Genomic DNA, 23,788 nt, shown 5'->3' on the forward strand with positions numbered 1-23,788 from the left:
AATGCTCCGGGTACTAGAAGAGGGACTGAAACCTCGGGTGCCTCCTCGCGTACCGCCGCGAGTCGTGCCAGTACCGCGGGTAGTTTCTTCTTTAAGGGTGATGATTAAATAAGGGTCGGTGCTCATGTTTAGTGTGGTGTTTTGATGATATAAGAATGCTGTGCGAGCTTACGATAGTGAAATTAATGGCTTTGTAAAAAGGGGGGGATTAACTATCCAAAACGCAGTTTGGCAGCAGCATTAATGAAGTTAGAGAAATATATTTAATGAGGGGAATTTTTTCCCAGTTTGAATAAAAAAAAACAAGGAGAAGTACCTGCATCTAGTAATGGGTTCGCACAAAATCTGGTGTGGTTTTGATTGAAAAAAAACTAGTTCGTAGTCTAGTGATGGTAGGTTTAAAAATTGAAACTACCTACAATCGAGTAGGGTAAGGAGCCACCCAATAGTGACTCCTTATCCCTCTCACATTTACCCGACTAAGGAGGCGGGCCACCGTACGTACGGTTCTCGTATACGGAGGTTCATGAACCATGGAAAAGTTGTTCGTAATATTTGGTGAAAGACCGATAACCTCGCTGGGCTAAGCTGGCTTCGGTGACGGCTGCCGGGCATCCAACCAAGTAAGACTTAGGGAAAGTTCACTCGCAGAGCACCTGGAAGTAGCGTACATTGCGCCCCTTATCCTGTCTTCGGTGCCAAGATCAGCCCGCTACTGAAGTCAACTGAATGGCTAACGCAAGCGTCGGTGGGCGACGAACGTTTGGGTTGGCGCCCCCAAAAAAGCAAGGAAATATGTCCGATGAAATGAAACCCTGTCCCGAGTGTAATTCACCCTACGGTTACTCCCTGGGCAGTGGAGTATACGCTTGTCCTGAATGCGATTTTCAGTGGAATCCAGCCGAGCAGGCAGCAGCCGAAACGCCGAAAATTCTCGACGCCAACGGCAATGAACTGCACGATGGCGACTCCGTAATCGTCATCAAGAACCTTCCGGTGAAGGGCGCGCCAAAACCGATTAAAGCGGGAACCAAGGTTAAAAACATCCGGTTGGCAGAAGGCGACCACAACATCAGCTGTAAAATTGAAGGATTCGGGGCCATGGGATTAAAATCCGAGTTTGTGAGAAAAGCCTGACTCCCGAAATTACGGACTCTCCTGAGCGTCGGCGCACCAGCTCAGTGATCACTTGGTCCTCTCTCGGGAAGCGATTTTTGCTACTTTCTTTCGTCCCAGCAAGGCCGCGACAGTTCATAAACGCCCAAAAAATGTCCTTTTCCCGATTTTTTCATCTCCTCCTCTTCTCCCTCTTCCTTCCGGCCTGTGAGCTCTTCGAGACCGGCGCCGATTCCATTCCCTGTCCAACCGTTGATCCGGTAAACCAACTGCTGATCGACGCCGTACCCTACGAAGATGGTCAAGTGCTCACCTTCGACGCCTCGGACGGTACCAGCTTTTCGGCTACCGTCATGGAAACGTTCGGCGGGGCGAGCGAGCTAAGTTGTTACGAAACCCTCGATTTTGACTTCAGTGGCGCTAACGAGAACAACAACTTAAGCATCAGAATCGAGTTATGCGGTTGCAGTGACGTGCTGGATTTCAGGGTGGACATCATCGCCAACGGCGCTTCGCGGGTGAATAACATGTTTACTGAGTACACGGACGACGGAGCGATTACGGCGGGGAATAACTCTTCCATGCGCGTCATCCCCGATACCGTAATTAACGGACGGCAGTACCACGATGTGCTCGTACAGAACTACGGTTTCCTCAATCCCGGAGTGACCAATCTGGACAACAGTTATTACAATACCGAGGCGGGCTTTATCGGTCTCACCCTGCTGGAAGGTGAGGCGATCTGGTTGCGGTAGCAATTTGGGAGGCTTTACAGCCTTACCCACCACCCCACCCCATTCGCCGCCCCGAATTCTTTATTTTAGCCGGCAAAGCCAGATCATGCCAAGACGCTTGCTGCCCGGTTACTCTTTTTTAGCACTGCTGCTGTGGAGCATCCTCCCCGGCTGTACCCCCGACGGCACGGCATCCGTGCCGGGCAATCCCCTGGCCACCAGCGAAGCCGCACCGTCCATCCCGGAGGTCATTTCCTTTAATTACCACGTCCGGCCCATTCTGTCGGATCGCTGCTACGCCTGCCACGGACCGGACCGGGCGAAGATCGAAGCCGGACTCTCCCTGTCCCACGCCGCGGGGGCAACGCTGCCCCTGGGGGAGCAGCAGGATCACTTTGCCATCGTCCCGGGGGACGTCGCGGCCAGCACCCTGGTGGACCGGATTTACGCCACCGACCCCACCATCGTGATGCCCCCGCCCGAATCCAACCTGAGGCTGGAGGAGTACGAGAAGGCCATCCTGAAAAAATGGATCGAGCAGGGAGCGGCCTACGAAGACCACTGGTCTTTCCAGCCCCTCACCGACCCCGCGCTGCCCGCAGTAGCGGCAACTGATTTCGTCCGCAACGGGATTGACCACTTCATCCTCTCCAAGATCGAAGCTGCGGGGCTTTCGCCCAGCCCGGAAGCCGAAAAGGAGCTCCTCATTCGTCGCCTGGCCTTTGACCTGACGGGGCTGCCGCCCAGTCCGGAAGAAATCGACCGCTTCCTGGGGGACACGGGCCCGGATGCCTACGCTCAACTCGTTGATCGGTACCTGAGCGGACCTGCCTACGCGGAAAACATGGCGGCTCAGTGGATGGACGTAGCGCGCTACGCCGACACCCACGGCTACCAGGACGACCTGGAGCGCGTGATGTGGCCCTGGCGTGACTGGGTGATTCACGCCTTCCGGGAGAACATGCCCTACGATCAGTTCGTCGGCTACCAACTCGCCGGTGACCTCCTGCCCGACGCCACCCTCGAACAGAAGATTGCCACCGGCTTCAACCGCAACCACAAAATCACCCAGGAAGGCGGGGTGATTCCCGAAGAATACCGGGTCGAATACGTCGCGGATCGTACCCAGACCTTTGGCAAAGCCTTCCTTGGCCTATCGGTCGAATGCGCCAAATGCCACGACCATAAGTACGATCCCATTTCTCAGGAAGATTTCTACAGTCTGTTCGCCTTCTTCAATAACGTTCCCGAGAAGGGCCTCATCGAAACCTACGGCGCGACGCCGGAACCCTTCATCACCCTGACCGCCCGGGAAATTGAGGAAAGGCTGCACTTCATCAATAACCTGGACTCCGTGCCGCGCATCGAGTTGATGGTTATGGAAGAACAACCCACGCCGCGCACCACCTTCGTCCTGGGCCGGGGCGCTTACGACAACCCGCAGCGGGCAGTCCGGCCGAACGTTCCGGCCAGCGTGCTTCCCTTCGGCGACCGCCCCGCCAACCGGCGGGGCCTCTCCGACTGGCTCTTCGACCCCGATAACCCCCTGACGGCCCGCGTCATGGTCAACCGCCTGTGGATGATGTGCTTCGGGCGGGGCATCGTCAGCACCCCCGATGATTTCGGGGCGCAGGGAGCGCTGCCCACCCACCCGGAACTGCTCGACCACTTGGCGAGTCGCTTCGTGGAGAGCGGCTGGGACATGAAGGCGATGCTGCGATACATCGTCAGCTCGGCCACCTACCGGCAATCGTCCCGAACGACGGCAGCCCAACGGGCCCGCGACCCCGAAAACATCCTCTACGCCCGGGGGGAGCGGAGACGGCTATCGGCGGAAAAAATCCGGGATCATTTCCTCGCCTCCAGCGGATTGCTGGTGCGGCAGGTCGGCGGCCCCAGCGTGAAGCCCTACCAGCCCGAGGGGCTGTGGCGGGAGGTCATCGGCGGCGGGGGTGGCAGCACGGCCCGCTACGAGATGGACCGGGGAGACAAGCAGTACCGGCGCTCACTGTACACCTTCTGGAAACGAACGGTGCCACCACCGGACATGATTACCTTCGACGCCAACACCCGGGATTTCTGCATGGTCAACCGCGAAACCACCTCCACCCCCCTGCAGGCGCTGGTGATGATGAACAGTCCGCAGGTGATCGAAGCGGCCCGTAACTTGGCCTATCAGTCCATCGAGCGCCACGCTTCCGTGACGGACCGGATTACCTTTATGTACCTCGCGGCCACCAGTCGGCATCCGGATCCGGCAACCCTGGACCGCCTCCAAGAATACTACCAGACGGAGCTGGCGGCGCTGGCCACCGACGAGGCGGAGGCGGTCGGCCTCCTGGAAACGGGCGATGCTCCCCAGCGGGATTTGCTCCCCGCCCCCGAAATGGCCGCCCACACCCTGGTGGCCATGGCCATTTACAACCTTGACGAATCCATCAGCCGATCCTGATTATGCACAAAGAATTCGGAACGAGAGCTTACCAGATGAATCGGCGTGCTTTTCTCGCCAAGAGCGCCCTCGGACTGGGCACCGCCGCCCTCGGCGGCTTGCTGGGGTGTACGCCTTCCGGACCGACGGATGACCCCGCCGCGGCCATGGCCCAACGCCTGAGCGGGGTGCTCTCCGAAGGGAAACTGCACTTTGCCCCCAAGGCCCGCCGGGTGATTTACCTGTTCCAGAGCGGCGGCCCGTCCCAGCTGGAACTCTTTGACCACAAGCCCCTGCTCAATCAGCTGCGGGGGCAGGACCTCCCGGAAGCCATCCGGCGGGGGCAGCGGTTGACCGGCATGACCTCCGGACAGGATGCCTTCCCGCTCGTCGGCTCGCTCTATCCCTTTCGCCGCCACGGCGAAAGCGGAGCGGAACTCAGCGACCTGCTACCGCACACGGCCCGCGTAGTCGACGATCTCTGCATCATCAGATCCATGCACACCGAGGCGATCAATCACGACCCCGCCATCACCTTCTTTCAGACCGGGTCCCAGCAATCCGGTCGCCCCAGCATCGGCTCCTGGCTGAGCTACGGCCTGGGCAGTATGAACGAAAACCTGCCCACCTTCACGGTACTGCTGTCGCGGGGCACGGGGCGCAAGTTCGGGCAGCCGCTCTACAGTCGCCTGTGGGGCAACGGCTTCCTGCATTCCCTGCACCAGGGCGTACAGTTTCGGGCGGCGAAGGATCCGGTCCTCTTTCTTCGGGACCCGGAGGGCATGGACCGGGCCGGACGCCGGAGAATGATCGATCTGGTCGCGGAACTGAACCACCGCCACGAGCAAGAATTCGGGGATCCGGAAATTTCGGGCCGCATCGCCCAGTACGAGATGGCCTACCGGATGCAGACCTCCGTGCCGGAGATCATGGACACCAGCGGCGAACCGGACTACGTCTACAAAATGTACGGTCCCGAGTCCATGCAGGCCGGTACCTTCGCGGCCAATGCCCTGCTGGCCCGCCGACTCGCGGAGCGGGGCGTACGTTTCATTCAGCTCTACCACATGGGATGGGATCAGCACGACAACCTGCCGTCGGCAATCAAAAACCAGGCGCGGGACGTGGACCAGGCCTCGGCGGCCCTCGTCATGGACCTCAAACAGCGCGGAATGCTGGAAGACACCCTGGTCATTTGGGGAGGGGAATTCGGGCGCACCAACTACTCCCAGGGCGTCCTGACCAATACGAACTACGGCCGTGATCACCATCCCCGTTGCTTCACCATCTGGATGGCCGGGGGCGGCATCAAGCCCGGCATCACCTACGGGAAAACGGACGAATACGGCTACAACATCCTGGAGAACCCGGTGCACGTCCACGATTTCCAGGCTACCCTGCTGCACCAGCTGGGCATCGACCACGAAAAGTTCACCTACAAGTACCAGGGGCGCCGCTTCCGGCTGACCGACGTGAGCGGGGAGGTGATTCACGACATCCTGAGCTGATTCATGGACGCACTCCTCTACTTCGGTCGCTTCCACCCCCTGTTGCTGCACCTGCCCATCGGCATTCTGTTGTACGTCTATCTGCACTGGGGCTACGCGCAGTTGCTCGGACGAAAGCAGCGGCCACCCAACTTCAACTTTGCTCTTGGGGTAGGCCTGGCTACTTCTTTAGCCACCACCATCACAGGACTACTACTCGCCAACGGCGGCGGCTACGAAGGGGAGTTGTTGGAGCGACACAAGTATGCGGGCATTGCCGTCACCCTGGGCGTCCCGCTGGTCTGGTGGGCTTACCGTCGGTGGAAAAACCGCGGTGCTTTCGGCCTCCTCTTCACGGCCCTGATCGGACTGGTGGCGGTCACGGGCCACCTGGGCGGGAGCCTGACGCACGGAGAAGATTTTCTGACCCGCCCCCTGCGAATTAGGGGCCAAACACTCCCCAAAAACCTGCAGGAGGCCCACGTCTTTGAGCAGTTGGTACTGCCCATCGTAGAACGGAAGTGCGTGAGCTGCCACAACCCCCAAAAAGCCAAGGGAGAACTGCTGCTGCACGATCTGAACGGCTGGCGCCGTGGCGGTGAAAACGGACAAATCCTCGTCGCCGGAATGGCGGAAGAGAGTCCGTTGATTCAGCGGATTTTCCTGCCCAAAGGCGACGAACAACACATGCCGCCCAGCGGGAAATTGCAGCTGACGGTCAACGAGAAAAACTTCCTGCGCTGGTGGGTGGACAGCATGGATGGCTACGAAGCCCGGCTGGAAAGCCTGGCGCAAACGCCCGCCGTAGCCGCCTACCTGGACGAGCTGCGGGCCAGTAATGCCCCCCAGATTGATGCCCCTAGCCCGCGGGAGATCCAACGCTTGCGGCAAGGCGGATTCCTGGTGGAAAAGTTGAGCGCCAACGCGCCCTGGATTGCGGTAGCGGTAGCGGAGCCCGACAGCTTCTCTACCGATGCCCTGAGCGTTTTACGCCGCGTGGGGCCAGCCATCCGGGAACTGAATCTGGCGAAGACCGGACTGGAGAAGGAACGCCTGCACGTTCTGGGAAAGCTGCCCCATTTGCAACGCCTCGACTTGAGCCATACCGCCGTATCCGCTGCTAGCCTAACGGGACTGGCTGGCCTGGAAAATCTGGCGGTGCTGAATCTGGTGGGCACCCGGGTGGACACCTCCATTTTTACCACCCTCCGGCAACTGCCCCGGCTGGAAAAACTCTACGTTTGGCGGACGCCCCTGGAGCAAATCAAGGGGGCTTTCTGGGAGCAACATTTTCCGGGTCTGGAGGTCATCGGTGGCGTCGACGTCGCCCAGTTTGGTCGTCCGAAGCTGGTGGCGCCGCTCATCGTGGCCGAAGCGGAACTTTTCGTGGATTCCCTGCTCATCGAGCTGGAGACCAAGGCGCCGCGGGGAGAGATTCGGTACACCCTGGACGGCAGTACGCCGGGGGAAGATTCCCCCGTCTACACCGGTCCCTTTCACCTGCGGGCGACCAGTGAAGTGCGGGCCGTGTTGGCCATGGACGGCTGGGAAGACAGCGATCCGGTGAGCAAAGTATTTATGAAGTCCGGCGTTCCAGTGGCGCGGATCGATCTGGCCACGGCGCCCAACGAAAAGTACCGGGCCGAAGGCGGGGCCACCCTCGCCGACCTTGAAAAGGGGAGCACCGACTTTAGCGACGGTAAATGGCTGGGTTTTGAGGGCAAGGACCTCCGACTTACCGCGGACCTGGGCGCCGTGCACGAAATCAGCGGCGTGACGATCGGGGCCCTGAATGCCCCGGGGGCCTACATCCATCTGCCCCTTTCCATATCCGTGGCGAGTTCGGTGGACGGCGATACCTTCACGCCCCTTCAACGGCGACAGTACCCCGCAGCCACCGAATTAACCGAGCCCGGAGTGCGGAATTACCTGTTGTCCGGCACTCCCCGCGCGGCCCGGTTCCTGCGCATTGAGGTGGAAAGTCAGCGCGTGAATCCGCCGTGGCATCCGGCTCCCGGTGCTAACTGCTGGCTGTTCGTGGACGAGGTGCTGGTGGAGTAAATAGACGAGAAAAGATTGATGTTGGGCGCGGAGCGTGAAGCGAAGCGGAATACTCGGCTCAGCCGGTACAGGTGCAGTGGAACGAAATCCTCGTGTTCAACCGGGGGGCCAGGCTCTTCCCCGAAGGCCAGGAAATTCGGATACGCAGGCTACGGAATTCCCTTGGCTTATGGATGATTTCGGGCGACGCTTCACCGGGGCACAGCACAACTTTAACCGGACCCACGACGTTTCCGCAAGGTTAATTCAATGTTAACTCAGTGTAAATTATTCGGGAAATTCGTACTTTAAGCGTTTCCCTACCAAATAGACGCAGTCATGACAAAGGTTAATTTCAAGGAAACCCAGCGATACGATAATAAACTCATCCCACTCCTATTAGGATTAATTGGCGTGGTCACGATGGTGCGGGGAACAAGTCTCCTGATCGCCCCGGAACCCAAAATCTGGGGGGCCATCTTTTTGTTTAGTGTGGCCGCCGCCATCGGCGGACTGATCTGGTGGCTCACCCAATTGAAGCTGAAGGTGGTCGTCACGGAAAAGAACGTCAAGTTTAAATTATCGCCCCTCCACGAAAAGAAGCATTCCATTTCGTGGGAGGAAATCGACAAGTGCGCCATCGTGCGGACTTCCGAGGTAGCCCAGTGGGGAGGAGGAAACATTACCTTCAACCACGAAAAGCGGTATTCCCTGACCGGCCGAAATGGCCTGTCCATCCGGACCCGGGCGGGTGAATTATTTTTCATTGGCTGCACGGACCTTACGCGACTGCAGGAGACCCTCAATAAAATGTCCATCGGCAGCTAAATTTGCTCCAACCCTACGGAAGCAGCCATGGACATTGACCCCAAGACCCGGAAAAAACAACTCCGCCAACTTATGCTAGAGCAGCGGGACAAGCTCCCGCCCGGGGAGCGGCAACTTCAGTCGGAAGGCATCTGTGAGCAACTTTGGGAGCTGGCCCTGAGCCGGGAAATACGGGTAATCCATAGTTACCTCCCGATGGGGTCGGAGGTAAACGTTTTGCCCTTTCTGCAGCGTGCCCTGGATCACGGACTCACCGTCGTAGCGCCAAAAACACTCAAAAACCGCCGGATGCAACACCTGATCCTGACGGATTTGGGTAAGCTGGAGCCCGGCATTTTCAACACCTACCACCCCAAAGCGGCCGAGGAATATCGGGGCCCCTACGACCTGATGGTGGTGGCCGGACTGGCTTTCGACCACAACGGATTCCGGGTCGGCTACGGCGGAGGGTACTACGATACCTTTCTGGCGGACCACCCCGAAGCACTGACGGTTGGCGTGTGCTTTCCCCATCAAATCGTGGACTCCGTTCCGGTGGAGCCGCACGACATCCAGCTGCGGCGCGTGATTCATTAACGCGAAGCGTTTCCACCGGGGCAGTTCCGCTGCTTGCCCCCCAACAACTACCGGAAAACAGTATATTTCAGGCCGTGTTTCATCGCAAGCCCCTGGGGCTTGCGACGGATTTTTCAACCAGCCCCGGGATTACCCCACGCCAATCTTCACCACATGAATTTACGTTTCGCCCCCCTCTTCTTTTTATTGCTTTTCCCCCTGGTCCTCCCCGCCCAAAACCCAATTACGGCGGAGACCTATCAGCGGGCGGAAAGCCAGCTGTTCTTCAACACCTCCCCGCTGGTGGACCGCATGAACGTTCGTGCAAACTGGGTCGCTGACGATCAGCTTTGGTACCGGACCCTGGCGGAGAAGGGCGCGGAATACGTGCACTACGACATCGGCGAGAAGAAGAGAACCACCTTCGACTCCCCGGGAAAGCTGAACGAGATGCTGCCGGAACGGGACGCGACCCCGCAGTATGACCGTCGGACCGAAATCCTTTCGCCGGACGAAAGCAAGGTCGTTTTCATCCGGGACTGGAACCTCTGGCTGCGCCACTTAGACAGTGGCGAGGAACAACAACTGACCACGGACGGCGTCGAGAATTACGGTTACGCCACCGACAATGCCGGCTGGCGGCAAAGTGATCGCCCCATCGTGTTGTGGTCGCCGGACTCCAAAAAGATTGCTACCTACCAGCAGGATCAGCGGCACGTATCCGACATGCACCTGGTGACCACCAACGTGGGGGCGCCCACCCTGAAGAGCTGGAAGTACCCCCTGCCCGAGGACGAAAAAATCATCCAGATCGAGCGCGTGGTCATTGACGTGGAGCAGAGGAAGCTGGTCCGGCTCGATATGCCCGCCGACGATCGTCGGGGCACCCTGTGTGACGACATCTCCTGTACGGGAACCTTTGACGACAACCAGTGGATCAACGGTGGCCAGCAACTGGTCTTCGTTTCCTCCACCCGGGACCACAAAGTAGCGCAACTTCGGGTTGCCGACGCCACGACGGGTAAGGTCCGTGATATCCTACGAGAAGAAGTGGCCACCCAGTACGAATCCGGCCAGGGTGAAATCAACTGGCACTACCTGGAGGGTAGCGACGAGGTCATCTGGTATTCCGAGCGGGACAACTGGGGCCACCTCTACCTGTACGACGCCAAAACCGGTCAGCTGAAACGGCAGATCACCCGGGGCGACTTTGTGGTCACGCAGCTCAAGCACATTGACGAGGAAGCCGGGGTGCTGTTCTTTGAGGCAAACGGCCGGGAAGTTGGCCGGAATCCATACTTCAGTCACCTTTACCGGGTTGACCTATCGGGGAAAAACCTGAAACTGCTCACTCCGGAAGACGGCAATCACCGCATTGATTTCTCCCCCGACTACGAGTACTTCGTCGATAATTACTCCCAGCCAAACGTTCCGCCCGTCTCCGTACTCCGCGACCGCAAGGGGAATCTGATGGAAGTCCTGGAGAGAACCGACATTTCGCGCCTCACGGCCACCTTCTGGAAGGCTCCTACTCCCATTACCGTAAAGTCGGCCGATGACCAGTATGATTTATACGGCCTGATGTTTACGCCCAGCAACTTGGATCCCGACCAAAAATATCCGGTGGTCAACTACATCTATCCCGGACCGCAGGGCGGCAGCGTGGGCTCCTGGTCCTTCAGCACCGGCCGGGGCGACCATCAGGCACTGGCCGAACTGGGCTTTGTGGTGGTGGTCATTGAGGGCAGCTGCAACCCCGGCCGTTCCAAGGCCTTTCACGATGCCTGCTACGGGGACATGGCCGTGAACACCCTCCCGGACCAGGTGGCCGGCATGGAGCAGTTAGCCAAGAAATACCCCTACCTCGACCTGGAACGAGTGGGCGTTTGGGGGCACTCCGGCGGAGGCTTTGCCACCGCGGCGGCACTGTTCAACTATCCCGATTTCTATGACGTGGGCATTTCCGAGTCCGGCAACCACGACAACCGCAACTACGAAGACGACTGGGGAGAGCGCTACATCGGCCGGATGGAAGATGTAGACGGCGTCAACAACTACGAACGACAGGCCAACCAGCTGCAGGCCGAGAATTTGCGGGGCAAGCTGTTGCTGGCCCACGGAGGCATGGACGATAATGTCCCACCCTACAATACCCTGCTGGTGGTGGATGCCCTCGTCAAGGCCAACAAGGATTTCGACCTGATCATCTTCCCCAATGCCCGCCACGGCTTTGGCGCGGATACCTTCTACATGATGCGCCGACGGTGGGATTACTTCGTGGAACACCTCAAGGGGATGACGCCCCCCAGGGAATACAAAATCGAGTACCGAAGGGATCCGCGGTTGTAGGGTGCAAAGATCAACATGCAAGACATCCAAAAACTGGCGAGAATCCAAATCGGAGTCATTATTCCCTTTGTCCTTGCTAAATTGATCCGGCCGGGCGTTTTGGCGAATGACGGTGGTGAACTGTTCAAGCTTTTTCTGTTATCCTTCCCCAATTTGTGCGAAGGCGTAATCGGGGTGCTGACGTTAACGGGCCTCGGCCTTTACCTAAGTAAGCAGTTTACCCTCAACCGAAAGCTTATTTACGTGATCGCCATCGGCCTGGCTACCATTTACGTGACCACCCAGGAGTTGAAAATTCATAACCTGGGGGGCAATAATGTATACGACCCCAATGACCTTATTTTCTCGGTGATTGGACTCTTCCTCGGCGCGAGTATAGTTTTTTATCTGCAACCAGAGATTAGACCTGATTCAGAGTAAGCGATCGTGAATTTGGCCCAATAGACGGAGCAAAGCAATTAGAACAATCCAAAACTCAATGATGAAGTTTGCCAAAATTTCGGGATGCCTATTTTTTCTTACGACCCTATTAAGTATCAATTTTTCCTGTCTCCCATCCAAAAATGATTATATCGCCTCACCAAAGGGAGATGTATCTCATAAAATAGACACCAGTTTATGGCTAAAAGAAACCCGCGGCATTCGTGATATTGTAGAAGACAGGAACAGAAACATCTGGTTTTCCAGCCCGGATTATGTAGCGATGTATGATGGGCAGAGTATCCGTTACTTTAACAAAGGAAATGAGTTGGCAATTACCGGCAATCTCCATCAAGACATTAACGGAACGATTTGGGTGGAGAATGGGGTGCGTGCCTTTAGATATGAAGGCGAATCCTTTATTGAAGAAAAGATAGACAGTATTATCGGCTCGGGGAATCTCTGGTTTCAACGGGGGTTAAGCCCAAGCGATACCACGTACACTCAACCAGGGCTATACGTAATAAACTACCTAAGCACTAGTTTCCATCCTTTCCCCGTAGAGAAGAACATTGAAAATAAATATTTGTACTTCCCTACCACAAAAGCTTACCACGGGAAAGACACCGTCGTATGGGTTGGAACTATGGAAAAAGTATTCGGATTACAAGATACCTCCTTCATTACCATTGGGCGTAAAGAAATGGGTCGAGAGAACGATGATCGGCAAATGGGTATCCGGGGAATTTTTGTTGATCGAAAAGGAGATTTATGGATTGCCGATAATGGGGCTGGAATATTCGTTTTTGATGGACATAGGACCATTGATTTCACCAAAAAATACGGCTTAACTAAAAACAGTGGAGCAGCAAAAACTCTCCATAGAGCTTTTTCAATTGCGGAGGACACCTTAGGTCAAATGTGGTTGGGCACCGCCTATTCCGGCATTTGGGCATTTAATCCGAGGACCGAAGAATTCACCAATTACTCTTCTGATCAGGGCGTTAACAGTGAGCTCATATGGACCATATTTTTGACTAGTGGAGGGGAACTCCTATTCGCCGGGGAGTCTCCTGCGGCCGTATATAGATTTAATGGGATAACTTTTGATCGGATTTTTTAAGTATTCAATAATAGATGCTGATTTAAAATACTGCCCAGAATAGAGCCGACGTAACCATAATATATTTCATCGTCCCAATCGCTGCGAGGCAGGCTTTATCAGTAAAAATTGATGTAGGTACAACAAATTTACTGACTGCTCTGTTTTCATGCCATTACCATTCCTCCAACGACGATTGGAAGGAACAATGCCATCAGGATGAATAGAAAAACTTTCCTGCAAAGTCTGGCCATCTTACCCCTAACCGGAACAACGATGAAGCTACAAGCATTAGAGAAAACGGTCAACGCCTTCAGCAATACCGATAAAATGCCCGTCCTGTTTTTGGGGCACGGCAGCCCCATGAACGCCATCGAGGAAAATGAATTCGTGGCGGGATTCCGACAGGTAGGAAAAACCATCGAAAAACCACGCGCGATCCTGTGTATTTCTGCCCACTGGGAAACCAGGGGCACCCGGGTGACGGCCATGGCTAACCCAAGAACCATTCATGATTTTGGCGGATTCCCTCAGGAACTTTTTGCCGTGCAGTACCCGGCTCCCGGAGATCCGGACTTAGCTCGGGAAACGAAGGACATCGTCTCTCGCACCCCGGTAGCACTGGATGACCAGTGGGGGCTTGATCACGGTGCCTGGAGCGTCATCAAGCATATGTACCCCGAGGCCGATGTACCCGTCATTCAGATGAGTCTGGACTACGGTAAATCTCCTCAGCAGCATTTTGAACTGGCCAAAGAACTCGCAGCCCTTCGCAAAAAGGGCGTTTTGATCGTTGGCAGTGGAAACATGGTCCATAACCTCCGGAAGGTAGCCTGGAACCGCCTGAACGAAGTGGGGTTTGCCTACGACTGGGCCGCCGAAGCAAGCCAGAAGATGAAGGAGCATATTACTACGGGCGATTTCCGTCCGTTAATTAACTACGCAGCCCAGGGCACCGCCTTCCAACTCGCCATTCCCACCCCGGAGCACTACCTCCCCTTGCTCTACACCCTGGCGCTGAAGGACGATGAAGACCAGATTCAGCTTTTTAACGATCAGGCCGTCGCAGGGTCGCTGACCATGACCTCCCTGAAGATTTCGTAACCTTGTGGGTATGAACCTCTTAATTGGGATAGGGATATTTTTCTTTCTTTCGGGCTGCTTTATGCTCACCTTCGTAGCCTACTACGGAGAATTATTATTGAAGTGTCCTAAGTTTAAGCGCCGCTGGATATTTCGGAGACGGATCAGTCCTTCAGCGCGTCCGAAACCGCAGAAATTTACCGAAGAGGATATCTTAGACGTTGACTTTGAAATCACGGAGGCCAATGTCATGCGCTGCGAAAAATGTGGCTACAGCATGAGGCTCGAATAGAACGGGCTAAAAGCGTATTTTAAGACCAACCTATTCTCCGGTCAGCATCAGTCTGCCCGATACCGGAACCCCTTACCCTGCCCATTGCATGCACGCTAAAACGCTACTCGGCATCATCCTCCTATCCTTCTTTGGATGCCAGGAAAAAGAAGAGGAACGCTTCGTCTTCTTTCTCCATAACCGTTTTTTGGAAGAACACGAACTGCACGAGTTACACCCCCAGTACGGCCGCACCGAGTACCGGGAAATACTACAAAAATTCACGGTCAGCGGACTGCGGGTCATCAGTGAAAAAAGGAGCGGGAACGTCAACGCCCGGGAATACGCCATCACCGTAGTAGAGCAGATTGACAGCTTACTGGGCACTGGCGTTACCCCCGACCGGATTACCGTGGTGGGTACCTCAAAGGGCGGCTACATCGCCCAGTACGTATCGACGATTGCGGACAATCACGAACTCAATTTCGTATTCGTGGCCAGCTTTCGGGAAAGTGACCTGGAATCCATTCCGGAGATTAACTTTTGCGGTAATATCCTGACCATCTACGAACGGACGGACCCCTTCGGCGTTTCTGCCCAGGGCAGAAAAGAAAGTTCGACCTGCACCATTCCGCGGTTCCGGGAAATTGAATTGAACACCCGGATGGGTCACGGTTTCCTGTTTCGGCCACTATCCGCCTGGATGGAGCCCACCATTCAGTGGGCGCAGGGTAACTACGCGCTTAGGTGAGCGCAAGGGTGCACGGTCGTTAATCAACCGCGCAACCCTTTACGGCATCCAAACCCCATCAAAATGGACGGCAACCTTAGATATTGCTTATGTTTGAGCAGCATCTGGTGAACGGAAAGTCATCAATCAAAATATTTGGCGAAATGCAAGACCTGGGCAAACTCAGAGAGAAAATTCAGAAGGGGCAAACCATTCAGTTATCCTCTGATTTCACAAAAGGGGGAACGTACATCACAATTGGAATCTCGATCATTGCCGCAATTTTTTTGACGCCAAAAATTCTTGATTCCTCAGAGGGTTTGCAAACCAATATTTTGCTTGCGGGTGTAATGCTTCTTGTACTCGTTGCCCTCGCAATCTATCAATTACTGTACGCTGCGGAAGCCGAACTGCGCGGTAAAAAGCTGACGTTAAAAAAAATCACCGGAAAAGAATTTGTGATTGACGTTAACCAAGTCAATAAAACCTCCTCTTTTCAATCTAGAAGCACGAAGTACACCATTCTTAAGTTTGTCGACGGTAGTGGAAATCCCGAAACCGCATTAATCATGAATTCCAATTCAATCCTTTTCGGCAAAGAAGTTACCGCTGGGGAGGTGGTCAAATTAGCGCAACAACTGTAGGCCGCAATATATTGAAGGGCCCAGCCTGGACGTACTCTTTTGACGTAGCCCGGGCCCTGGAATGGTTTCTGAAATCCCTGGAATACGGCGAGCCTTCGTCGGAATACGTTTACCTGGAAATTGCCCAGTTGTACGAGCAATTGGGTGAAGCTGAAGTGGCGAAGAAATACCGGGAAAAATTCGCATAAGGGGAACCTCCGAGCAAGCGCTTATATTTGGTGTGGACCGTTCGTCGTGGCACCAACTCTATGATATGAAAAAATTACTCCTACTACCCTTTGCCGTAGTTATGTTCTTCGCTTGTGGAAACGAACCCGCTACGGAACTCCAGAAAGACAACCCATCCATTTCCGCCGCCAGTGAACAAGCCTTCGTCGCCACGCTGGAAAAGCACCTGAAGGCCGTGTCCGAACGGGATTTAACGTCCCTACGGGCCACGATGTCTCCCGAAGGGAAGATGCAGTTGATTCTGCCGGGCACGGAAATTATCGAAACCGTCGATGGTTTCCTGGATTATCACCGGGAATGGTTTCAGGATACCACCTGGACCTTCGAAACGAAAATCCTGAATACGGAAATCGGAGAGCAGGTGGGCATCGGGATTACCGAAATCGTCTACCGGGAACCGGAACGAAACGGCGAGCCCTACTTCAATCGGATGATCGTCTCTTATGCTCTCGAACGGATCAACGGCAACTGGTACATCATCAAGGACCACGCGAGCTCCGTCGAAAAGTCTACTGATCCAGGCTAATGTAGCCTGGGTGTTATTTCAGCGGTCAATTTGATCAGCATCCGTTTGGGAAAGATGTCCCCGAAAGAATAACCGCGCCGATGATTGACAAAATCTACCCGACGGCTACGAACGACTGGTTTTTCGGTTCCACCCGAACCTTGAGCAGAGTTAGCCTGCTGGCCACTAAACAACCATAATTGTCGGGGAATTTCTTTAACAGACATCCAAAGGCCCCAGAAAACCCGTAGGTATAATAGATGCCTGAATTGGCAACCGAAGTCCACCAGGGTCAAGCTACCCGAAACATTGAACTATTCAAAACAACCCATGCAAACCGACACCCGTAATGCTTCCCGAAAATTCAGCGGCAAGCTCCATCACCCCTTCCTCCTACTGGCGGCCTTCCTGCTTTTTTGCAGCCACGACCTGTACCTGAAAATGGACACCTACTTCTTCCAGCCCAACGAAGAAGCTACGCTGAGTTTATACAACGGCACTTTCGAATCCAGCGAAAACATCATTACGCGAGACCGGATGCTGGATGCATCTACGGTGGGTCAGGGAAAAAGAGTGGCCATCCGTCCGGAGCAATGGCAAGATCAGGACAGCACCATCACCAGGTTTACCTTTTCCACCGGTGAGCCGGGCACCTACGTTGCGGGCGTATCGACGAAGGCCCGCAACATCGAACTTGCCGCCGACAAGTTCAACAGCTACCTCGAGCACGATGGTGTGCTGGACATGCTCGAATACCGCACCGCCAACGGCTTACTGGAAGAGGACGCCGTGGAGAGTTACCAAAAACACGTCAAGGCCATCTATCAGGTCGGGGACAAAAAAACCGACGACTGGAGCACCGCCCTCGGCTACCCAATTGAATTTATTCCCCGGGACAATCCCTACGAAAAATACAGTGGCGGGAACCTGGCGGTCCAGCTGTTGCTGGACGGCAATCCCCTCCCCGACCAGTTGGTATACGCCGACTACCTCCCCGACAGTCACGGGCACACCCACGGTGACCACGCCCACGATCACGGCGAAGATGGACACTCCCACGAAGACGGAGCAACCCACACCCATACCAGTGGCCAGCGCTTGCGCACCGATGCGCAGGGCATCGTTACGGTTAGCCTGCCGGAAGACGGCGTCTATTACCTCCGGACCATCCACATGGAGAACGTTACCGACAGTGAAGAGCTAACCCACCAATCAAAGTGGGCCACCCTGACCTTTGAGGTTACCCACGAACACGGTGCGGCCACCCACACCCACGAAGACCACGAGCACGAAGAAGGCATCCCCACCTGGGTTTATCTTTTGGGCAGCGTGGCGATCATCGGGGCATTATTCCTGTACTTTAGTAACAACGAGGCATGAGCCCCCGAAACTTGAAAAGGGCGCTGTTCCTACTGCTATTATTTTTCCCGCTATTCGCCTTTGCGCACGACGTCAGCAGCGCCGACCATGAGCTTTTGCGCAACGGTGGCCTGGGTGCCTACGTCCGGGTGGGGGCCACGCACATGCTCACCGGTTACGATCACCTGCTGTTTCTGGCGGGGGTGATCTTCTACCTCAAGGGGCTGAAGGATATTCTGACGTTCATTACCGTCTTCACGGTGGGCCACTGCATCACCCTGATCGGGGCGACATACGCGGGCATCACGGCCAACGAACACCTGGTCGATGCGGTAATCGGCCTCAGCGTCTTGTATAAGGGGTTTGAGAACCTGGGGGGATTCGAAAAACTGAAGGTCAGCGCTCCCAACCTACTGCTCATGGTGGGGCTTTTCGGTCTGATTCACGGCTTCGGACTGTCCACCCGCCTACAATCCTTTGACCTGGGCGGAGAACAGATTCTGGCCAAAATTCTTTGCTTCAACCTGGGCGTGGAAATCGGCCAGGTACTCGCCCTGATCCCCATCGTTTTCGTCATTACCCTGGCGCGAAAACACCGAAAGTTCCCGGCCTTCTACAAAGCCGTGAACTGGTTTCTGGTGCTGGCTGGTATAGAGCTTTTCGTCTACCAATTACTGGTTTACTTCAGCGGACACTGACCTTGGACCACCCGAACGTTCATCAGCATTTGGGCGCTCACGCGCAGGTGCAATGGAATCCTCGTGCTTAGCCGGGATGCCAGGACATCTCCCGACGGCACGGCCCTTCGGTCATTACCTCTGCACCTGCGCCTTGCGCCCAAAGAAACGCTCAACTTCACAAGTTCCCCCCGGTCGAGCAGCTCCGCTGCAAGCGTATTCCTCCTTCCCAAAAGCGCTCATCGAATCCGTCGAGCAACGCGAGCTGATCCGATGCGTCGCGGCAGGGACAGAATGATTGAATGACGGAAGGACTGACTAAAACCAGCAAGGTCGTCGGCCGAAACGCGAGGTACAAGCTGGTTCGTCCGCCGACCGGGGCAAGGCAGTTCCGGTAATCTTTTATCGTTTTACTCAGACTCCAAACGATCATACCCCTGGAGTTGCCGTTCGCCGGATAAATCCGGCACTACTGCACCATCAATGGCAGATACCTCACAAAGGGAGGCCAGTCGTCGTCGGATACTACACCTGTACCCAGGAACGGGCCGGAAGCCCTAAAGCACCGAACACCGCTGCGGCATCGCAGTTTCAGGAATATGCGCCTACTGTTTTTCATCACCCTGACAATCTGTTCCTGTATGCCCAATCAAGCAAAAAACGATACCCCCCCAGCGGAAGCCGTATCCACCGAATCGGATAATGGCCCCGAACACTGTACAACTTCGCCAAAGAAGGGAAAGGTAAGTGGCGCACCCAGGACGATGTGGTCATGGGCGGCCGGTCCGACAGTCAACTCCGCATGACCGAAGCGGGCTACGCTCACTTCTCCGGGGAAGTGTCACTGGAAAATAACGGCGGCTTTTGTTCCATCCACCAGACGGTGGAAGATGATCCTTACGCGATCGCAGCAGAAGCAACCGCCTTTGTGCTGAAGGTACGGGGCGACGGCAAAAAGTATAACTTCCGGGTCCGGACGCCCCGGGGTAAGCACCTCTACGGGATGGACTTCCGGACGAAGGCCGGGGAGTCGTGGGAAACCATCACACTCCCCTTCGACCAGATGAAAGCCGAGTTTCACGGTGAACCCGTCGACGTCCCCAATTACGCCGGGGAAAAAGTTCTGGAAATGCAGCTCCTCATCGGCAACGGACGGGCGGAAAGCTTTGAGATTCAGGTGGCTTCGATTGGGGTGCGCTAAAGGGAATTGTTCCCGCCAACGCTCATCGGTTTCGTCGGCCCGCTTGGTGTTGACCCCGGTTGAGCAGCTCCGCTGCGAGTGCGTCCCTCCACCCATCCGCTCATCGATCCCGTCGTCCCATTTGGTGTTGACTTTCCCCGAAAGTCAACCCAACGAGCTACTCCCGCAGCAGGATGGACAAATACCTTCATGCCATCGCTAAGCTCCTTCCGCAACGACGGCTTTCGCCGTCGATTTAAACCTTTTGCCGGATAAATCCGGCGCTACTGCAATGAGGAGAGTTGCCTCGCGGAGGGTAGCCCGGGTGGCGGCCATAATAGGAGGAATGGGTTCTCCGGTCAATAATTTACATTTTCCTCACCCAGCTCCCCACGGTCGAGCAGCTCCGCTGCGAGCGTATTCCTCCACCCATCCGCTCATTGGATCCGTCGTCCCCCTTGGCGTTGACTTTCCCCGAAAGTCAACCCGACGAGCTACTTCCGAAGCGGGATGGAAAACATCTTTAGGCCATCGTTGAGCACCTTCCACAACGACGGCTTTCGCCGTCGATCAGAGCCGTTCGCCGGATAAATCCGGCGCTACCGCATTGGGAAGTGGAGTGCACCGTGGAAGGAAGCTTGCGTGGCGCAACGGTTTACCTTTATCCTGCATCTACCCATTAGCCATACCAAAAACTTTTGCACCTATGAACTTGATCAACGCAGGCTTTTTGTCTTTGCTGGTGGTGGGTGTTTTGGGGTGCGGGAACGGAAGCTCTTCTTTCTCGTGCGCTAACCCAACAAGGGTTCAAGTAATGCTGCCGGGAAAATTACCGCCGAAGAACCTCTGCGATTACTACAGTTGGATTGTTTACTATAAGGACGGTAAAAAAATATCCAGAGATTCGTCCGTAACGGATTCTTATTGTGTCCCCGATGGAATTGATAGTGTCGATGTATATGCCAACGGAAACGGCTACGAAATTGTCGACACAAGTTTCAGGGTAAACGAGGGGTACACCGCTATTCCAATTCAACCAACATCAGTAGAGTACTTTACCGCACACGACAAATTTTTATCGGACGTGGAAAGCAGTCATATCCAGCTAACCACCGAGGACGAAGACATTGAAATACTGGACAAAGAATATGGCTTCATGTCCACTTTTGACGCAACCATATCTTATACAAGTTGGGACGTTCCGGGCAGAGATTTTCGATTCACCTACAACTGCACGGCCGAAAATTATTTCAACGACAAATACCCCACCAAGTATCCAGACTTACCGCAGACCATCGACTCCCTCAGGTATCTAGAGCTGGACCAAAAATGCGGAAGTAGCGTAACGGAAAAAGATCTGCTTGTTTTACCGCAACTCGCTAATTTCAATTTGGACCTCGAATCACATACGGCAAAAATGCTTGGGGAAAGGTACCAAACACGGTATCTGGAGGAACTCAACAAAAGAGCATGGTCCGTCGGATCAATCATTGATTCCGTGAAATACGGAAAGGACTACCACAACATCAGGTTGGCAGAAATTGTGGGCTATTTGCACACCAAGGACATGGTGAACAGGTTAATTGAGCTAATCTCGGACACTAGCTTCGTCGGTCTTACCAACTCGGCAGATTTGATTTATTGGGAAAGAATCAAATCCGGTGACCTACAGTCTTACGGCCACGGTGGCGTTGTCTTTGACGATGTGTTCACCGTGAGTGGTCGAGCGAATCATCTTCTTTACAAAATTACGGGAACGAGGCTGGGAAACGTTCGCATGAAGCCTTCACCTGAATACCTTGAGCGGCTTAAGTGCCGATGGATAACCTACTGGGATTTTATCATGCAAGATGGTGGGCCGACAACTACTCGATAGAACAGCAATTCTACGGGTAGCATGAATGGAACACTTAAACGCCCTAACTCCAGACGCTAACTTTTGACCTTTTGCCATCGCCCCTAGGGACATATCCTGCACCTGCGCTTTACACCACATCACGCCACTCTTCCGGTGCGGCAGTTCCTGCGGTACGCCCCGTTGAAAAAGTTTGTTGGGCCTTCCCGGAAGGCGGCCGGCCACCTAATGCCTCCCCTCCTACCCCCGGCAAAATATCGCGCCCCTTTTTTCGTAAGTACTGAAAGCAGTATTCCTCATGCCTTTCACCTTTTCCCATCCCGCCATCGTCCTGCCCCTGGCCAAACTACCCGCACGATGGATATCGGTAACCGGACTGGTGATCGGCAGCCTGACGCCCGACTTTGAATACTTCCTCCGAATGCAGATCAGAAGTGACTACGGGCACTCCCTTTGGGGCCTCTTCTATTTTGATCTCCCCCTGGGCCTGGTGCTTACTTTTCTCTTTCACGGTGTCGTAAAGCAGAGCCTTTTCCAAAATCTGCCGGTATTCCTGAAGTCAAGATTCATGGTCTTCATGGATTTTCGTTGGCCTCAACACTTCCGGAAGCATTGGTGGGTCGTCATGGTCTCCATCCTGATCGGAGCGGCATCCCATATTTTTTGGGACAGCTTCACGCACCAACACAGATACTTCGCCCAAAGCATTCCTTATCTCACTACGACGATCCCAATTTTGGAGGTGCAGGTTCCTGGCTATAAAGTATTGCAACACCTTTCTACGTTGGTAGGTGGAGGCATTATCCTTACCTGCGTATTCCGCCTTCCGGTCAACGAATCCGGATCGACGTACATCAGTAGAAAATACTGGCCCACCATTATTGGCATCACCTTAGTCATCGTTATCCTTCGATTTGCTACCGGACTGACCTGGACCCAATATGGCCAGCTGATCGTTACGGTGATATCCGCAGGACTAATTAGTTTGGTGGCGACTCCCTTACTGTTAAATTGGATTGGTAACGATTCCAGTAAGTCGGCCTTCTGAAGTACGATTAATCTAAAGTCTGCTCCCTCCCTACCGACGGCTCCCGCCGTCGATCAAAACTGTTCGCCGGATAAATCCGGCGCTACTGCAATAAGGAGAGTTGCCTCGCGGAGGGAAGTCAGGGTGGCGGCTATAATGGGAGGAATGGGTTCTCCGGTCAATAATTTACATTTTCCTCACCCAGCTCCCCACGGTCGAGCAGCTCCGCTGCGAGCGCATCCCTCCACCCATCCGCTCAATGGTTCCGTCGTCCCCCTTGGTGTTGACTTTCCCCGAAAGTCAACCCAACGAGCTACTCCCGCAGCAGGATGGACAAATACCTTCATGCCATCGTTAAGCACCTTCCGCAACGACGGCTTCCGCCGTCGATCAAGACCATTCGCCGGATAAATCCGGCGCTACCGTAGCAAGAAGGGTTAAGGGGTTCGCGGAAGGAAGCTTGCGTGGCGCACCGGTTAACCTTTACCTTGCATCTACCCCGTAACCACAACACCCGATGCCCAAATCCTCCCGCCGACATTCCAACGGTGACTTCGCCCAGTCCGTTTCCCTGTTGTTTTCGGACGTACTGCTGTCCGGAATCCTGGGAATGGTCATGATGGGTTTATCCCCTTATGAGGATGTAGGAATTTCCGCCACCCTCGCCCCCCACTTTTACGAAACGGAAGACACGCTCAAAATACCTACTGCCGCCATCCTTCACCTGGGCATTGATGCGGCCTCTCAATTATACGTGGACAGCATGGTCTACGGGTACCCGCAGGCGGAGGCCATGATCAGTCGCTACCTGGAAAGCAGGGTATGGCAAAAAAAGAATGCCTACCTCTGGATTCGCGTAGATCGCGAAGCCCGCTACCAAAGTTATCTCGCGTTAAGGGACGCCATCAAACGGGCGGAAAGGGTGCTGATGGACGAAATATCCATCGAACGGTACGGCGAACCGTTCACCGATGATTTCCCGTTTCGGTGGCGGATGGACATTTATCGCCAGGTATTCATCTGTATCCTGGAAGAACCCGACATGGGCCCCGCCTATTTTGAATCCCGGCTGGCCGATAGTTGCTATGAATTATCGGGGAATATTGGCGTAACCGAAGAAGGTCGAACGGATGCCGTTCGACCTTCTTTGCGGTAAATACTCGGACC

At 54.9% G+C, this 23,788-nt stretch carries 22 protein-coding genes; all 22 read left to right on the forward strand.

Features of this window, described 5'->3' with window-relative positions; genetic code table 11:
• Positions 1-795: 795 nt before the first annotated feature.
• The 22 genes from E1J53_RS12050 (at position 796) to E1J53_RS12155 (ending at position 23,777) form a co-directional block, all read left to right on the forward strand.
• Entirely contained in the window at positions 796-1,137 is a 342-nt protein-coding gene (locus E1J53_RS12050; protein ID WP_134273200.1) for a zinc ribbon domain-containing protein YjdM, read from the forward strand.
• Between the two features lie 131 nt (positions 1,138-1,268).
• Positions 1,269-1,871, forward strand: a complete 603-nt coding sequence (locus tag E1J53_RS12055; protein ID WP_134273201.1) for a hypothetical protein — start codon at positions 1,269-1,271, stop codon at positions 1,869-1,871.
• 85 nt (positions 1,872-1,956) lie between these two features.
• Positions 1,957-4,302, forward strand: a complete 2,346-nt coding sequence (locus tag E1J53_RS12060) for a PSD1 and planctomycete cytochrome C domain-containing protein (protein WP_134273202.1) — start codon at positions 1,957-1,959, stop codon at positions 4,300-4,302.
• A 35-nt stretch (positions 4,303-4,337) separates the two neighbouring features.
• Positions 4,338-5,789 carry a DUF1501 domain-containing protein gene (locus tag E1J53_RS12065; protein WP_253931558.1) on the forward strand — a complete coding sequence of 484 codons (1,452 nt, stop codon included), beginning with the start codon at positions 4,338-4,340 and terminating at the stop codon, positions 5,787-5,789.
• Between the two features lie 3 nt (positions 5,790-5,792).
• A complete protein-coding gene (locus E1J53_RS12070) occupies positions 5,793-7,829 on the forward strand; it encodes an FN3 associated domain-containing protein (protein WP_134273204.1) in 2,037 nt (678 codons plus the stop codon).
• Between the two features lie 318 nt (positions 7,830-8,147).
• Complete coding sequence (locus E1J53_RS12075; protein WP_134273205.1) at positions 8,148-8,636, forward strand: hypothetical protein; 489 nt, start codon at positions 8,148-8,150, stop codon at positions 8,634-8,636.
• A gap of 27 nt (positions 8,637-8,663) precedes the next feature.
• Positions 8,664-9,212 (forward strand): 5-formyltetrahydrofolate cyclo-ligase, encoded by a 549-nt coding sequence (locus E1J53_RS12080; RefSeq protein WP_134273206.1) that lies wholly within the window; start codon positions 8,664-8,666, stop codon positions 9,210-9,212.
• 153 nt (positions 9,213-9,365) lie between these two features.
• The gene (locus E1J53_RS12085) at positions 9,366-11,540 is read left to right on the forward strand and encodes a S9 family peptidase (protein ID WP_134273207.1); all 2,175 of its coding nucleotides are present in this window, start codon (positions 9,366-9,368) and stop codon (positions 11,538-11,540) included.
• A 15-nt stretch (positions 11,541-11,555) separates the two neighbouring features.
• Entirely contained in the window at positions 11,556-11,960 is a 405-nt protein-coding gene (locus E1J53_RS12090) for a hypothetical protein (protein WP_134273208.1), read from the forward strand.
• Positions 11,961-12,018: 58 nt separating this feature from the next.
• Positions 12,019-13,083: a hypothetical protein gene (locus E1J53_RS12095; RefSeq protein WP_134273209.1), complete on the forward strand. Its 1,065-nt coding sequence runs from the start codon at positions 12,019-12,021 to the stop codon at positions 13,081-13,083.
• A 255-nt stretch (positions 13,084-13,338) separates the two neighbouring features.
• A complete protein-coding gene (gene ygiD, locus E1J53_RS12100; protein WP_368671752.1) occupies positions 13,339-14,166 on the forward strand; it encodes a 4,5-DOPA dioxygenase extradiol in 828 nt (275 codons plus the stop codon).
• A gap of 10 nt (positions 14,167-14,176) precedes the next feature.
• Positions 14,177-14,437: a hypothetical protein gene (locus E1J53_RS12105; protein WP_134273211.1), complete on the forward strand. Its 261-nt coding sequence runs from the start codon at positions 14,177-14,179 to the stop codon at positions 14,435-14,437.
• Between the two features lie 88 nt (positions 14,438-14,525).
• A complete protein-coding gene (locus E1J53_RS12110; RefSeq protein ID WP_134273212.1) occupies positions 14,526-15,167 on the forward strand; it encodes an alpha/beta hydrolase in 642 nt (213 codons plus the stop codon).
• An 89-nt stretch (positions 15,168-15,256) separates the two neighbouring features.
• A complete protein-coding gene (locus E1J53_RS12115) occupies positions 15,257-15,790 on the forward strand; it encodes a hypothetical protein (protein ID WP_134273213.1) in 534 nt (177 codons plus the stop codon).
• Positions 15,791-15,801: 11 nt separating this feature from the next.
• A complete protein-coding gene (locus tag E1J53_RS12120) occupies positions 15,802-15,978 on the forward strand; it encodes a hypothetical protein (RefSeq protein ID WP_154640188.1) in 177 nt (58 codons plus the stop codon).
• 65 nt (positions 15,979-16,043) lie between these two features.
• Positions 16,044-16,544, forward strand: a complete 501-nt coding sequence (locus E1J53_RS12125) for a nuclear transport factor 2 family protein (protein WP_134273214.1) — start codon at positions 16,044-16,046, stop codon at positions 16,542-16,544.
• Between the two features lie 309 nt (positions 16,545-16,853).
• On the forward strand, positions 16,854-17,903 hold the full coding sequence (locus E1J53_RS12130) for a DUF4198 domain-containing protein (RefSeq protein WP_134273215.1): 1,050 nt from the start codon (positions 16,854-16,856) through the stop codon (positions 17,901-17,903).
• Positions 17,900-18,580, forward strand: a complete 681-nt coding sequence (locus E1J53_RS12135; protein WP_134273216.1) for a HupE/UreJ family protein — start codon at positions 17,900-17,902, stop codon at positions 18,578-18,580. The genes E1J53_RS12130 and E1J53_RS12135 overlap by 4 nt, the downstream gene beginning before the upstream one ends.
• Positions 18,581-19,274: 694 nt before the next feature.
• Complete coding sequence (locus tag E1J53_RS12140) at positions 19,275-19,760, forward strand: CIA30 family protein (protein WP_256366197.1); 486 nt, start codon at positions 19,275-19,277, stop codon at positions 19,758-19,760.
• A gap of 685 nt (positions 19,761-20,445) precedes the next feature.
• Entirely contained in the window at positions 20,446-21,615 is a 1,170-nt protein-coding gene (locus tag E1J53_RS12145; RefSeq protein ID WP_134273218.1) for a hypothetical protein, read from the forward strand.
• A 277-nt stretch (positions 21,616-21,892) separates the two neighbouring features.
• Complete coding sequence (locus tag E1J53_RS12150) at positions 21,893-22,642, forward strand: DUF4184 family protein (protein WP_134273219.1); 750 nt, start codon at positions 21,893-21,895, stop codon at positions 22,640-22,642.
• A 496-nt stretch (positions 22,643-23,138) separates the two neighbouring features.
• Positions 23,139-23,777 carry a hypothetical protein gene (locus E1J53_RS12155; RefSeq protein WP_134273220.1) on the forward strand — a complete coding sequence of 213 codons (639 nt, stop codon included), beginning with the start codon at positions 23,139-23,141 and terminating at the stop codon, positions 23,775-23,777.
• Positions 23,778-23,788 lie beyond the last annotated feature (11 nt).

The sequence above is a fragment of the Lewinella sp. W8 genome, assembly GCF_004375085.3.
GTDB lineage: Bacteria > Bacteroidota > Bacteroidia > Chitinophagales > Saprospiraceae > Neolewinella.